Consider the following 14,146-nt stretch of genomic DNA (forward strand, 5'->3'; position numbering starts at 1 on the left):
TTGGACTCTATTGTAACAGGAAATGAGCGGATTCTGTTCTGTTTTCGTCATTCTGTTCTGTAGATAGTGCTATATGATGGAGAACAGATGAAGGAGGGGCTAGCATGGTTGCAGCAGCATTTACAGTAATGTGTCTTATTTTTGGAACAACGTTCCTGGCGATTAAAATTGGGGTCGAGGCAGGCATGCCACCTTTTCTATCGGCCGGATTACGTTTTATCATTGCAGGTGCATTGATGTTTGCATGGATGTGGATGAAAGGGAAGGTGAGTCTGTCCCTGCTGTGGAGAAAAGAAATGCTCCTGACCGGAGCAGGGCTGACCTTTGGTACGTTTGCCACTTTATACTGGGCTGAGCAATATGTCAGCTCCGGCGTTGGGGCCATTTTATCAGCGACCGGGCCACTGATGATTATGGTAATGCAGACTGCTCTGCTGCGGCAGAAAACCTCTGCCCGCATGATTGCAGGCTGCCTGATCGGTTTCGGGGGCGTTGTGCTTGTCGTTTTACCCGGTGTATCCATTGGTGGGAGTTCACTGTGGTTATGGGGGTGTATCGCCGTACTTGTGGGAGAAGTATGCTATTCGGCAGGCGCCCTGTACTCCAAGAAGGTGATCAACCAGTTCAAGGAAGCAAGTCCCGTAGCGATTAATGCCGTACAGATGATGTATGGAGGCTTGCTGTTATCCGGGCTCTCGGCGGTGACGGAATCGTGGAGCACGTCTGGACTGGTCTGGGCTCCGGCGATCTTGTCCCTGATCTACTTGACGGTGATTGGTTCAATGGTAGGGCATAGCCTGTTCTACTGGATCATGTCACGTACCAACCCGCTGTTCCCGGCAACCTGGCTGTACATTTCTCCTCCGATTGCGGTTGGTCTTGGAGCGGTTGTCTATGGTGAACATGTAAGCTGGATCACCTGGCTCGGTGTTGTGCTTGTGGTATCCGGCTTGCTGGCGATGAATGAGAAAGTGATGAGCTGGCTGAAGAGAGGTAAACGAACCAATGCATTGGTGCAAACTTCCAAACCTGTGGTAAAATAGGTATTACCTTTTTTACATAGGAATGAGGTGAGGAATCATGTTGAACAGACAAAGACTCGGTGCAATATTTCTGTTCACGGGGATTGTCCTTTATGGCATTATCCATATTGCTGCGGTTATACACATTCCGTTAGTAACCGTCTGGTCCACCAGATGGGGACGTTATCTGGGAGCTGTGTCCGAAACAGGTGGCCTCATTGGATTGGTTGTGGCGATCTTATTGTTTACTTTTGGCATGGTGCTTCTGTTGACTGGTCTGATTCCTGGTATGAGCATGGGAAAGACGACGATACAAGAGATCCGGGAACGGAACCGTGAGTTTGATGAGCAGTACGGAAGAAATATTCGCAGTTCATATGACAGTAGCGATCGATAAAAATAGGTGATAGGGGAGAGCAGCATGGTCAAATTTTACGCAACGATCTGTTCGGCACTTACTCTCTCGCTCCTTGCTGCCTGGGTGGATCGCTATTCGAATGATGTTAATACGGCAGCAGTAATGGTGCCTTTCAGCAATCAACTCCTGACCGGGTTTTTGATTTTGTGGGCATTCTATCTGTTTGCAGGTTTGCCGCTCACGGCAGTGTTGGACCGTTTCCTCAAGCGGAAAAGCGGGATATGGAAAACAGTCGTTTATTTTCTTGCTGGCACTGTCGTAGGCATCTTGGCCATGCTTCTGCAGGTTAAAGGTCCCCATAGCGAATCGAATATGATTGCGTTGCTGTTTGGTGTCGGAGCTCTGGTATTTCTAATGTTCAATTCATTGCTGGGTTATTTTCGCAAAAGATGGTTGAATTCCCGATATCAATAAAAATGATTCCAAAGATATAACCAAAACAAAAACAGCCTCTGGTTCAGCGAGTTTATTCGCTGCCCAGGGCTGTTTTATTTTACCTTCTGCTTAACGTTATGCGTTTACTCCGCGTTCAGCACAAATTTCTCAATGACCTGCTTTACGCCGTCTTCGTTGTTGCTTGCCGTAATGTAATCTGCCAGCTCTTTGAGAGCAGGGATCGCATTGCCCATAGCCACGCCAAGGCCGGCAACTTCCAGCATTTCATGATCGTTCCAGGAATCACCGATCGCAATGCACTCGCTCAATTGGTGACCAAAGTGATCGGCCAGGAATGTCAGGGCATGGCCTTTGGTTCCTTCGCGATGCATGATCTCGAGGAAGTATGGTTTCGACTTGGTAATATGGACTTCTGGTCCAAGCAATTCACGCAGGTCAACGGCCACTTTATCCAGATAGTCTGGCTCATCGATGATAAGCAATTTTGGTGTTTGTTGTTCAATAACTTTGATGAAGTCCGGCTCGATATGGTACTGGGTACCATTCAGCTTCGCATAATCACGCAGTTTGTCGTTCTCTTCGCGAGCATACAGCTTGTCATCAATGTACGTTTGAAGGTGGAGATTGTTCTCCAGGCAGTAGTCGTACAGTTTGCGGGAAGCATCTTGCGGTACATAGCGCTCATAGAGAACTTTCTCGTCCAGCAGGTTTTTGACCAAAGCGCCTTGATACGTAATGATTGGCACGTTCAATCCCGTTTGGCGAGCAAGTGCTTGTGCAGAAGCATAGGCACGTCCTGTTGCCAGGGTAACAACCACACCATGAGCAACCGCTTGCTCCAATGCCGTTTGTGTTGCAGGAGTTACTTCCTTGTTGTCGTTGATAAGGGTATCATCGATGTCGATTGCCATTAATTTGTATGCCATTTGAGTTTCTCTCCTTTTATCTGTATCTATAATCACGAACGAATGAATCCATAATTACACCAGATCACTCCAAACGCAGAATCATCTTTCGATCACTGTTATCCCTAGATTTCTTTGAGTCCCTTATGTAAAGGGGAAAATACAGGGATAAAGGCAAACGCTTTGCTTCTCCAAATTGATTCTGTTTTTTCCGTTAAAGTGTAATAAAGGAATTCGTTCTAAAACTATACTTACATCTAAATCTATTCTTCCAGGAAAACGAGGCCGATAAAGTCCTCCAGCTCCAGGTTACCGAAGTAGTGTTTCACATCAAGGCCCTCAAGTGCCGTGCGCACCTCGGATTCCTCATAACGCTTGCCACGCAGAATATCTTCGATATCGGCCACATCGCCTACACCGAAGAAGTCACCGAAGATTTTGATATCTTCAATTCGTCCGTCCTTAATGTTCATGCGCAGATCGATAATGCCGACAGGGAATTTGCGGGTATGCTTCACATTGCTCTCCGGAGACAAGCCATAATTCCAGTCCCAGTTGCTATAACGCTCGGCGGAGATTTCCTTGATCTTGTCCCAATCCTTCTCCGTGAGTTCATATTGGGGAACCTCCTGCGGCTCCATGCGGAAGATGTGGCGTAACAGCTCGTCCCGGAATTGTTCAATGGTCAGGCTGCTGTCAATCAAATCCCGAATGTTGGCGACACGGCTGCGTACGGATTTGGTGCTCTTGGATTTGAATTTCTCGGGATTTACGTTCAGGGATGCCTGAACATGATCCAGATTGAGGTCAAACATGAGCGTTCCGTGACTGAACATGCGTCCGCGGGTGGAGAACTGGGCATTACCTGAGATTTTCTTTTCTCCGACTTGCAGATCGTTGCGTCCGGTCAGCTCAGCATTCACACCAAGCTCCTGCAGAGCTTCCACGACAGGCTGGGTGAACTTGCGGAAGTTGTGGAAGGATTGTCCGTCATCCTTGGTAATGAAACTGAAATTGAGGTTGCCCAAATCATGGTAGACTGCTCCGCCTCCGGAGAGACGACGTACAACCTGTACACCGTTATCCTGAACATATTCGATGTTGATCTCTTCGATAGTATTCTGGTGTTTTCCAATAATTATGGAAGGGCGGTTAATATAAAACAGCAGATAGCTGTCATCCATCGGCAGATGCTTCAAAATGTATTCCTCAATCGCGAGGTTTACAGAAGGATCTGTAATGCCCTGGTTATCAACAAACAGCATGGTCATTCCTCCATTAATGTATGTGAGGGACGATGATCCCTTATGTAGTGTTGCGCCTGCGAATCAAAATTCCTCTTCTATTGTAATCGAATTGTCGATTGGACACAAAGGAATTGAAGTAGGGAATGGATGGTTTAGGCAAATCAGGATTGACCCGTGACAGCTACGCCATCCATAATAAAAATGACATGCAGAAAGGATGACGGACAAAATGAGCGGTATCATTGAAGTTTTTGGACATGGTGGTGACGTGGAGACTGCTGCGTCGAGATTTGGCGGGAGTCCTGAGGATTTCCTTGATTTTAGTGCAAACATTAACCCTCTGGGTCCGCCCAAGGACGTTCTGAAGGCGTTGGAGCAAGGGATGCGGGCGATAGTGCGTTATCCTGATCCTGCACATCGGACATTCAAATCTTTGCTTGGTGAACGCCTCGGCCTGTCAGAGGAATATATATCTATAGGGAATGGAGCTGCGGAAAGCATGGCTCTGATCCTGCTCGGACTCTCTCCCCGGAAGGTGGGCACAGTGGAACCGGGGTTCTCGGAGTATCGTTCATTGTCCAAGCAATTTGGGGCAGAAATGCATCATGTTCTGGGACAGGAGGAGCTCGAATGGCGAGCAGCTCCCGAAGATATCGAGAGGCTGATGGAACAGGTGGACTTGCTGTTTCTTGGACAGCCGAACAACCCTAATGGAGTACAGTATCCGGTTGAAGTATTGCAGCAGCTGGCCCGTCATGCCGAGAAGACAGATACGGTCCTGGTGATTGATGAGGCATTTATGGATTTCATTCCTGAAACACGGCGACAATCCCTGGCTTCCCGATTACAGGATTACCCACAGGTGATCATCATTCGCTCGATGACCAAGTTCTATGCCATTCCGGGTCTTCGGCTTGGCTATGCGATTGGACGCCCGGATCTGATTCGTGCCATGACGGAGAAACAGGTAACCTGGAGTGTCAACGGACTGGCACTGATCGCGGGAGAAGCCTGTCTAAGCAGCGGGGAAGCTTTTGAACGGGAGACGTTGGAACAGGTGGCGCTTGAACGAGAGAAACTGGCATCCGGCTTGGAGGCCTGTGAATGCGAAGTGACACGCGGGGAAGCGAACTTCTTGCTGGCACGTGTGCCGCAGCCATGGACAGCGGCAACCATACAGGCGGCTCTGGGGGAGCGGGGGATTCTGATCCGAAGCTGCGCCATGTACCCTGGACTTGGGGACAGACATATCCGACTGGCGGTGAAGGACGCGAAGTCGAATCTTCGTCTGGTGAACGAAATGAGGAGTGTGAGCGGACAAACGAATTCGGTGCCAACGGGCGAGGGGGTGGAGTAATGGCATTGCCATTCTTTCAGTACTTTACCCATGCAAATGCAGAGCAAAATAAATATACTTCTTCTGCATGGCCCGGCTTAACCATCAGCGCACATGAACGCCACATTCGAGCAGCGATCCCTAACCGGGTAAGCGCCATTTCGAGTGCCGTGTACGGCGGGGGGATGATCGAGCTGGATCGCATATTCAATATTTATGTAGACAAGCATTATCGTTGTGACGACCCGCCGCGTGATATTGCAGACCTCCTGAGCGGGTGGGAGGAACGCTCAACTGCGTGTGCCGGATTACTGACAGCGGTTAAGCTTGAGCACACATCGGTTCAGGAATATGTGGGCGATGAAGCAGGGATCTTGTGCTGTACGACTGCCGGTGTATCCAATGCTGCCCGGGCAGGCTCCGCAAGAACCGTATTTGATGCTGCAGAGAACATTACTAGCCAAGAGGGAATAGCAGCAGAGTCACCCTACACTCCTGGTACAATTAATATCATGTTATGGATCAACGGCCGCATGACGCCTGGAGCCATGGTCAATGCCATTCAGACAGCGGTGGAAGCCAAAACGGCAGCGCTCTCGGATTGCGGTGTAAGGGATGCGGAAAATGGACTGACTGCAACAGGAACGACGACAGATGCCATTGTGCTTGCCACAAGTCAGGTGGAGGGGAAACCACTGATCTCTTACGCGGGTACAGCCACAGTGATTGGGGCAGGCATTGGGCGTGTTGTCTATGATGCCGTTACCGAAAGTTTACAAGCTGGACAGGCGTGGAAAGAGAGGAAAAGCAAGCGATGATATCTCTGAGTCAATGGGCGGACTGGCCCATATGGGCAGGAATGACAGGGGCATGGATTATTTTGGCAGCATACATACTGGATCGCCTCATTGGAGATCCACGCTGGATTCCCCACCCGGTAATCGGCATGGGCAAAGGAATTTCTGCACTGGAACGGGCCATACGAAAACGAGTGAGCAGCGATCAGGGGCTGAAACGGGCAGGGCTGCTATTTCCGATAGTCATTGCGGGTGGTTCATTGGTGCTTACTTGGGGAGTGTTATACATCCTTGGACTTGTTCACCCGGTGGTTGCCGTTATCGCTGAAGTGGTACTGATTGCCACCACCATTGCGTCCAAAGGACTGAAGGATGCAGGAATGGAAGTGTATCGTCATCTAAGAGAGAGGGATTGGCCAGCGGCAAGACGTTCCCTCGGTATGATCGTTGGGCGGGATACAGCGCATCTGGATGAACCGGAAGTCGTGAGGGGAACCGTGGAGACTGTAGCGGAAAACATCGTGGATGCCATCGTTTCACCGCTGTTCTATGCCCTGATTGGCGGTGCTCCGCTTGCGATGGCCTATCGGGCCGTCAATACGCTGGATTCCATGGTTGGTTATAAAAATGAAAAGTATTTGCATCTCGGCTGGGCCTCTGCTCGTCTGGATGATTGGGCGAACTGGATTCCGGCACGGCTTACCGCCTTGCTGCTCATTACGGGTGCATGGTTCATGAGATTGAACGCAAAAGGCGCTGCACGCATGGTTCGCCGGGATGCCAGATTGCACCCCAGCCCGAACAGCGGATTCCCGGAGTCTGCCGTTGCGGGAGCGCTGGGTATCAGGCTTGGCGGGCATAACGTCTACCACGGTGTGGCTTCTTTTCGAGCCTATATGGGTGATCAGTCGCGGCTGATGGAAGCAGAGGATATCGTGCGGACCACGCGTTTGATGTTCTGGTCGGCGGGAGCTTTTGTGCTGTTATGCTGGCTGGTAACGTTCGGCATCTGGACAGCAGGAGGTGCGCTGTTATGGAAGTAGAATCCGGGAAGCGTGGAACAGGAACGCGGGAGATCGTGTTTATCCGTCATGGGACAACATCTTGGAATGTGGAAAAGAGATACCTCGGACATACCGATATCGGTCTCCTGTCGGATGCAGAGATGGAACTGGCGCCGCTTCGCAAGTCCATTCGCGGGATCACATGGGATGCGCTATATAGCAGCGATCTGCTGCGCTGCCGGCAGACGGTGGAACGAATTGCCCCGGTACAAGCAGGACAAGCAAAGTATGATCCGCGTCTGCGTGAGATTGATTTTGGGCAATGGGAAGGGATGACGTACAATGAGCTCAAGGACAATCCGCTCTACCGGGAATGGATTAATGCACCGCAGCATGTGACGCCACCGGGCGGCGAGCCTTGGCAGGCATTTGCTGCGAGGATTGACTCTTTCGTGAAGGAGTGCCTTGTGTCCGTTTCGCCAGAGGAACATTCGGAAGAAAATCATGTTCCGGCGATAGCCGTAGTTACCCATGGTGGTGTCATTCGGTATGCCATGTCACGTCTCATACCGGAACTGGGATTCTGGGATACACAGGTCATTCCGGGGCAAGCCATTAAGGTTCGGCTTGAAAAAAGCGGAAATAGCTGGATTTCAAGCAGGGTGTCTTTTCCGTGAATCGGGTTGTAAGGATGTGCAATATAACCTATAATCACAACAGAAGTGTGACTTCAGCATGAATACATATCTCGTTATGCGCTTAAGCGCTGAGGGATGGGACATGCTCACTTGAATGGTTACAATATCAGCGACCACGGGTCCCTTGTGCGAGCAAGAGCTCATCGAGCTTATGCAAACGATGAACGGCACAATGGGTGAAATAGGGAAGCCGGTGTGAATCCGGCACGGTCCCGCCACTGTAAATCAGGACGAGCAGTCCTGTAAGTCAGGTTACCTGCCCTGGACGTATAAACCGGTGTTCCTTCGAGGAAAGGACAGCGTTTCGGGCAATTCTATGTGCATGAACAGCGGGTACGCTGTAGATGTGCAGATCGCCATATGCGAGACGTCATCCCTGATCCTGACGTAAGGATCAGGGATTTTTTTGTTCATATAGGATGAACTGAAATATTCACACGTAACGAAGAGTGCAGAACCAATCTGAAGAAGCGTAGCGCTCGCCTAAAAGCTTTCTGAAAGAAAGCTGCATCGAAAGCAAAAGCTATCCCCGGATTTTCACGTTTATAAGAGAGAATCAAAAAAATCTGGGGATAACAGCGATCGGAAGATGGTACTGCAATCGTAGTGGCCAAGTGTGGTTTTCTAGGGTCATTTTATTTAGGAACACCAATTCAGGGGAAATGGTCAGGAGCACTACTTAAGAGAGAACATAGAGAAGGGGAGAATGAACAGAATGAACATCAAGAATTGGAAAGGCATGGCGTCCCTGCTGACAGCAGCGATGCTCACACTGGCTTTGGCCGGATGTGGAAACGCAACAACGAGCGAGGGAACAGGCACGTCTACGCAGCAGCCGGCACAGGAGCAATCCCAAGGCCAGGAGCAGACGGATCTCAAAACACAATATCCACTTACGGTAACGGATGCAACGGGTGAATCCTTCACGTTTGAGAAAGCGCCAGCCAAAATCGTATCCGTGTCTCCGGCAGAAACCGAGTCATTGTTCGCCCTTGGATTGGACGAGCAGATCGTAGGCGTATCCGACTATGACGATTATCCGGAAGCTGCAACAACCAAACCGAAAATGGGCGGTGTGACGAAGCCCAATGAAGAGTCAATTATCGCAGCTGAAGCAGACATCGTATTTACAGGGATCTCCATGAGCGAAGAAGCTGTGACGAAGCTGCGCGAGCTGGGTATCACCATTTTCAAAACGGATCCGAAATCGATAGATGATGTCATGAACAACATCGAAACATTCGGCAAAATTACGGATCATCAGGAGCAGGCACAGGAGCTTATTACGAAGATGAAACAGGATGTAGCGGACGTAACCGAAGCGGTTAAGGCTGTGAAGTCGGAAGATCAGAAAAAGGTATATGTTGAATTCTCCCCGGGCTGGACTGTGGGTAAAGGCGAATTCATGGATGAACTGATCACGGTAGCCGGTGGAATCAACGTTGCTTCCGACCTTGTGGGCTGGAATGAAATTAACGAAGAGAACATTATTGCTTCCAATCCGGATGTCATTCTGTACGCCAATGATGTAATTGATGAGAACTCCAAAACATTGGATCAGATCATCAAAGAGCGCAGCGGCTGGGATCAAATCACGGCGGTAAAAGACGATGCAGTCATTGGCCTGGATGCCAACCTGCTGAGCCGTCCGGGTCCACGTGTAACGGAAGGTTTGAAAGCTGTAGCCAAAGCGATCTATCCTGACCTGTTCCAATGAGTAAAAAGCTGGCAGTGTACGGAACAGCCGGAATTCTGCTGCTTGTGCTGACTGTGCTGATCTGTACGGGCATCGGTTCAGTGGCTCTGCCTGTCCGTGACATTGCAGGCATTCTGCTTCATCACATGCCATGGATCGGAGATTGGATCACGCCCGACTGGAGTACGGCAGCCGAGCAGATTATATGGAAGGTCAGGTTCCCGCGGGTGCTGCTTGCAGTACTCGTGGGTGCATCGCTGGCCATCGCCGGAGCGGGCTTTCAGGGGGTTCTTCGTAACCCGCTGGCAGATCCGTTTACGCTTGGCGTATCGTCTGGTGCATCGGTGGGGGCTGCTTTTCTAATTTTCTTCGGATTGCAATATGCACTGATCGGAATCTGGACCTTGCCGCTCGTTGCATTTCTTACGGGTGTGATCACATTATGGTTTGTGCTCGCCCTGGCTCGTGAAGGGCGCAAAATACCGACGCACAGCCTGATTCTGGCTGGTGTGGTGATGCAAAGTTTTCTGGGAGCGGTGGTCTCCTTCCTGTCGACCATGTCGAAACAGACGATTAACGAAATTATATACTGGACGATGGGAAGTCTGGCTCTGCGTGGGTGGTCGTATACGGCCATCCTTTTCCCGTATTTTATACTGGGTCTGATTTTCCTCTGGAGCCGTGCCCGTTCCTTGAATGTTCTTGCACTGGGGGAACGGCAGGCTGCACATATCGGTGTCCAGGTGGATGGCTTGAAGCTATCCGTCCTTGCCGTAGGAACACTGCTTACCGCCGGGGCCGTCTCGGTTTCGGGTGTCATCGGATTCGTAGGTCTTGTCATCCCGCATATTCTTCGCCTAATCGTTGGGCCTGACTATCGTTTGCTGGTTCCCTTGTCCGCGATTGGCGGAGCCATCTTCATGGTATGGGCCGATACGATTGCTCGCTCCCTGCTGGCCCCGACCGAAATTCCGCTTGGTGTGGTGACGGCCTTTGTCGGAGCTCCTTTCTTCGCGTATCTGCTGCACCGGAATAAAAAGCTGCGAAAAGGGGTGATGCCATGAGTACAAACATGGGTACAAGCGTTACCTCAAACGATCCGCTGATTGAAGTTGCTGGAGCAGGCAAAATGTATGGAGAGCAACGGGCGCTGCATAACGTGGACTGGCGTGTCACAGAGGGGGAATGGTGGGGTGTTGTTGGTCCAAACGGAAGCGGGAAATCAACGCTGCTCCAGCTCATCGCAGGAACCGAACAGCCTGGTGCAGGCAGCATTCGGATTGCAGGGCGGGAGATAACCTCATACACTCGCAAAGACCTGTCCCGCATGATTGCGGTGCTGCAGCAAGATGGCCTGCCTGCCATCTCTTATCCCGTCCGAGATGTGGTGGAGATGGGACGTTATCCTTATCAGAATTGGCTAGGCAGGGAATCGGCGGATGGAGCGGCAGTGGTGGACCGGGTACTGGAAGAACTGGGTCTAACCGAAATGGCCGACAGGCCGCTCGATGCACTCAGTGGCGGGCAGAGGCAGCGGGTGGCGCTCGCCAAAGTCATGGCCCAGGAGCCCCAATTATTATTGCTGGATGAGCCAACCACATTTCTTGATATCCGATATCAATTGCAATTTATGGAGCTATTATCCTCCTGGCGGAAAAAAAACAAGATTACCATTGTGGCTGTGCTGCACGATCTGAACCTCGCTGCGCAATTCTGCGATCACATTCTCGCCCTGCGCGAGGGCATGTGCGTAAGCAGTGGAACACCGCATTCGCTGATGACGGAAGAGAACATTCGGGATATCTTCCGGGTGAACCCGGCGATGGTCAATCATCCCGATACTGGACTGCCGCAATTGCTGCTGCGGCGAGAACACGAGTGAACGAAAAGCGGGGCGACCCTATATTTTGATGAAGGAAGTGCTGGCGGTATGAATAATGAACAGACGTTGGAACAGTTAATCGATCGGATCATGGGTCCTAATGAAGAAGTGGCGGCAGAAGCCTCTGCACATGTGGATTCATTAACGAAACCGCCGGGAAGTCTGGGCAAACTGGAACAGTTGGTTATTCGACTTGCGGGGATAACCGGTGAGGCTCGGCCTTGTCTGGATCGCAGGGCCGTCATCGTTATGGCTGCCGATCACGGCGTCGTTGCCGAAGGCATCAGTGCGTTCCCGGCAGAGGTAACGCCGCAGATGGTTCATAATTTTCTGGCAGGAGGAGCGGCCGTCAACGTTCTGGCGCGCCATGCAGGGGCAGATGTCATCTGTGTGGACATTGGCGTGAATGCCGATCTGGAACACCCGGACCTGGTCTCCCGCAAAGTACGTAAAGGTACAGCCAACATGGCACAGGGCGCAGCCATGAGCCGTGATGAAGCGATCCAGGCGATTCTTGCCGGAGCCGAGGTTGTGGCGACTGAAGTGGCCAAGGGAACCCGGTTGTTCGTCACGGGTGAAATGGGTATCGGAAATACTACAGCGAGTGCCGCAGTCATGTGCGCTTTAACCGGAACGGCACCCGCATCTGCGGTTGGTCGGGGAACAGGGGTGGATGACGCAGGTTTACAGCGTAAAGCTGCTGTAGTCAGCCGGGCACTTAGTGTGAATGCACCGGATGCAGACGATGCCCTGGATGTGGTTGGCAAAGTGGGCGGATTGGAAATTGCCGGACTGACAGGTGTCATCCTTGCAGCGGCAGCTCATGGCTGCCCTGTGGTGGTGGATGGGTTTATCTCCACTGCAGCGGCACTGATTGCGAGACAGCTTGCTCCGGTCAGTGTGGAATATATGATTGCTTCCCATACCTCGCATGAAAGTGGACATGCTGCGCTTCTGCGCGAACTTGGTCTCAAACCGATGCTGGATCTGGACATGCGGCTGGGTGAGGGAACAGGTGGTGTGCTCAGTCTTCATTTGATCGATGCGGCTTGCCGTATTCTGAATGAGATGGCCACATTTGCAAGCGCTGGTGTATCGAGAAGCTCGAATGAGAATGAGCGCGCGGATGAGTCATCGACAGCTGCTTCGGCAGTTCGGGGAGAGGTATCTCCATGAGCGTACTTGTAACGGGCGGGGCAAGGAGCGGCAAAAGCTCCTTTGCCGAGCGTCTCTGCATGCAGCGTTCCTCCGAGGCCTGGTATGTCGCAACCGCACAGGCGTATGATGACGAGATGCGTGAACGGATACGTCTGCATCAGAATCAGCGGGATGAAGTGGGGTACCTGTGGCATACAGTAGAGGAATCCTTGGCACTGCCAGAACTCATCACACGAATGGGAGAATCGCAGACAGGATCGTCTGCTCCGACCATTTTGGTGGATTGCCTGACGCTCTGGTTGACGAATGTCCTGCTTACCCACGAGCAAGAGCCTGAGCAAGTTGTTCTGGATCATATGAATGCACTGGTAGCCGCCATCGAGTCCTATCCCGGGCTGCTTGTCCTGGTTACGAATGAAGTGGGGGACGGCATCGTACCGGAGTATGCGCTTGGCAGAAGATATCGGGATCTGGCGGGCATATTGAATCAGCGAGTTGCTGCGATCAGCCGCGAAGTATTTCTGGTAACGGTAGGGATTGCCATGGAGCTGAAGAGCAAGGAGTATCGCTTATGAGCCATGACGGTAACGACAGCGAGCATAATCGTGAGGAAATGACCAGTGAAGACCATACGAATCAGGTTAACCAGGGCCCGGCTCTGGATGCGGAAAATGTAAACAGACTGGATCAAAAACATGCGGCTGCGGCCGCTTTTCAATTTTTGTCCCGTTTCCCTGTGAAAATGCAGATTGACTTCGTTCCGCCACTGCTGCGGGAAAGCGTAGTCTATTATCCGCTGGTCGGAGCGGCTATTGGATTATGTGTCTGGCTCGGTGGCGCGCTTACAGGTGCACTGCTGCCATCGTTTCCAGCGGCCGTATTGACCCTGACCCTATGGGTATGGCTTACGGGGGGACTCCACCTCGATGGCTGGATGGACACAGCGGATGGTCTGCTCAGCTATCGTACCCGTGAGCGAATGCTGGAAATTATGAAAGACAGCCGCGTTGGAGCCATGGGCGTAATTGCCTGCGTGCTGCTGCTCATGATGAAAGCAGCCTTAATTGCTGATTTTATCGCACGTGGTAACTGGCTGTATGGAGCGCTGCTGATTCTGCCCATGATCTGGAGCCGCTGGTTCATGGTATATGCCATTTCGGCTTGGCCGAATGCCAGGGGAGACGATGGACTTGCTGTCCTGTTCAAGGGCCTTGGGGAACGGAAGGAAGTCCAGCGGGCACGAAGCGCTGCGGTTGGACTAACCATCCTCGCGGCTGTCATTACGCTTGCCGCGGTTTGGATCTTCCAGCCGGGTAACAGCATGGTAGAAATGCTGGTGATGGATAGGGGACTTGGGACATTACCTTGGTGGCTATATCCTATTGCAGCTGCCATTTTGGTACCGCTGGCGGCATATCTTATCGGCAAGTTTGTTGCCGGACGCATCAGCGAGAGGTTAGGCGGACTTACTGGAGATACATATGGTGCGATGAATGAGCTGCTGGAAGCCGCTCTGCTGACGGTGTTAAGTCTGCTGCAGGGATTATTTTTGTTATAGGGAACGTACGGAATGAGTAATGTGGAGCA

15 protein-coding genes and 1 riboswitch are annotated in these 14,146 nt (G+C 51.5%); of the genes, 13 read left to right on the forward strand and 2 right to left on the reverse strand.

Features of this window, described 5'->3' with window-relative positions:
- The first annotated feature begins 104 nt into the window (after positions 1-104).
- The 3 genes from CHI14_RS14470 to CHI14_RS14480 are packed head-to-tail and all read left to right on the forward strand — an operon-like array spanning position 105 to position 1,854.
- The gene (locus tag CHI14_RS14470) at positions 105-1,043 is read left to right on the forward strand and encodes a DMT family transporter (RefSeq protein ID WP_095289216.1); all 939 of its coding nucleotides are present in this window, start codon (positions 105-107) and stop codon (positions 1,041-1,043) included.
- 37 nt (positions 1,044-1,080) lie between these two features.
- On the forward strand, positions 1,081-1,419 hold the full coding sequence (locus CHI14_RS14475) for a hypothetical protein (RefSeq protein ID WP_095289217.1): 339 nt from the start codon (positions 1,081-1,083) through the stop codon (positions 1,417-1,419).
- Between the two features lie 24 nt (positions 1,420-1,443).
- On the forward strand, positions 1,444-1,854 hold the full coding sequence (locus tag CHI14_RS14480; RefSeq protein ID WP_095289218.1) for a hypothetical protein: 411 nt from the start codon (positions 1,444-1,446) through the stop codon (positions 1,852-1,854).
- A 104-nt stretch (positions 1,855-1,958) separates the two neighbouring features.
- Here CHI14_RS14480 and CHI14_RS14485 read toward each other — a convergent pair whose 3' ends face one another.
- Both CHI14_RS14485 and lplA read right to left on the reverse strand, forming a co-directional pair.
- Positions 1,959-2,762: a Cof-type HAD-IIB family hydrolase gene (locus CHI14_RS14485; protein WP_095289219.1), complete on the reverse strand. Its 804-nt coding sequence runs from the start codon at positions 2,760-2,762 to the stop codon at positions 1,959-1,961.
- Positions 2,763-3,004: 242 nt separating this feature from the next.
- The gene (lplA, locus tag CHI14_RS14490; protein WP_095289220.1) at positions 3,005-4,006 is read right to left on the reverse strand and encodes a lipoate--protein ligase; all 1,002 of its coding nucleotides are present in this window, start codon (positions 4,004-4,006) and stop codon (positions 3,005-3,007) included.
- Between the two features lie 220 nt (positions 4,007-4,226).
- Here lplA and cobD point away from each other — a divergent pair, with 220 nt between their 5' ends.
- From cobD to CHI14_RS14540, 10 genes are all read left to right on the forward strand, one after another.
- A complete protein-coding gene (cobD, locus tag CHI14_RS14495; protein WP_481856418.1) occupies positions 4,227-5,345 on the forward strand; it encodes a threonine-phosphate decarboxylase CobD in 1,119 nt (372 codons plus the stop codon).
- On the forward strand, positions 5,345-6,142 hold the full coding sequence (locus CHI14_RS14500; RefSeq protein WP_095289222.1) for an adenosylcobinamide amidohydrolase: 798 nt from the start codon (positions 5,345-5,347) through the stop codon (positions 6,140-6,142). Before cobD ends, CHI14_RS14500 begins: the two co-directional genes overlap by 1 nt.
- 41 nt (positions 6,143-6,183) lie before the next feature.
- Positions 6,184-7,164 carry an adenosylcobinamide-phosphate synthase CbiB gene (gene cbiB / locus CHI14_RS14505; protein WP_095289364.1) on the forward strand — a complete coding sequence of 327 codons (981 nt, stop codon included), beginning with the start codon at positions 6,184-6,186 and terminating at the stop codon, positions 7,162-7,164.
- On the forward strand, positions 7,155-7,802 hold the full coding sequence (locus CHI14_RS14510; protein ID WP_170948141.1) for a histidine phosphatase family protein: 648 nt from the start codon (positions 7,155-7,157) through the stop codon (positions 7,800-7,802). The genes cbiB and CHI14_RS14510 overlap by 10 nt, the downstream gene beginning before the upstream one ends.
- 121 nt (positions 7,803-7,923) lie before the next feature.
- A riboswitch (cobalamin riboswitch) is annotated at positions 7,924-8,100 on the forward strand.
- Between the two features lie 438 nt (positions 8,101-8,538).
- Positions 8,539-9,540, forward strand: coding sequence for an ABC transporter substrate-binding protein (locus CHI14_RS14515; RefSeq protein ID WP_481856414.1), 1,002 nt, complete (start codon positions 8,539-8,541; stop codon positions 9,538-9,540).
- Complete coding sequence (locus tag CHI14_RS14520; protein WP_095289225.1) at positions 9,537-10,583, forward strand: FecCD family ABC transporter permease; 1,047 nt, start codon at positions 9,537-9,539, stop codon at positions 10,581-10,583. Before CHI14_RS14515 ends, CHI14_RS14520 begins: the two co-directional genes overlap by 4 nt.
- Positions 10,580-11,401: an ABC transporter ATP-binding protein gene (locus CHI14_RS14525; RefSeq protein ID WP_249281113.1), complete on the forward strand. Its 822-nt coding sequence runs from the start codon at positions 10,580-10,582 to the stop codon at positions 11,399-11,401. Before CHI14_RS14520 ends, CHI14_RS14525 begins: the two co-directional genes overlap by 4 nt.
- A gap of 48 nt (positions 11,402-11,449) precedes the next feature.
- Positions 11,450-12,577 (forward strand): nicotinate-nucleotide--dimethylbenzimidazole phosphoribosyltransferase, encoded by a 1,128-nt coding sequence (gene cobT / locus CHI14_RS14530; RefSeq protein ID WP_095289226.1) that lies wholly within the window; start codon positions 11,450-11,452, stop codon positions 12,575-12,577.
- A complete protein-coding gene (gene cobU / locus CHI14_RS14535) occupies positions 12,574-13,134 on the forward strand; it encodes a bifunctional adenosylcobinamide kinase/adenosylcobinamide-phosphate guanylyltransferase (protein WP_095289227.1) in 561 nt (186 codons plus the stop codon). The genes cobT and cobU overlap by 4 nt, the downstream gene beginning before the upstream one ends.
- Complete coding sequence (locus tag CHI14_RS14540) at positions 13,131-14,117, forward strand: adenosylcobinamide-GDP ribazoletransferase (RefSeq protein WP_283163824.1); 987 nt, start codon at positions 13,131-13,133, stop codon at positions 14,115-14,117. Before cobU ends, CHI14_RS14540 begins: the two co-directional genes overlap by 4 nt.
- The last annotated feature ends 29 nt before the right edge of the window (positions 14,118-14,146 follow it).

This window comes from Paenibacillus sp. 7516 (assembly GCF_002272715.1).
GTDB lineage: Bacteria > Bacillota > Bacilli > Paenibacillales > Paenibacillaceae > Paenibacillus > Paenibacillus illinoisensis_A.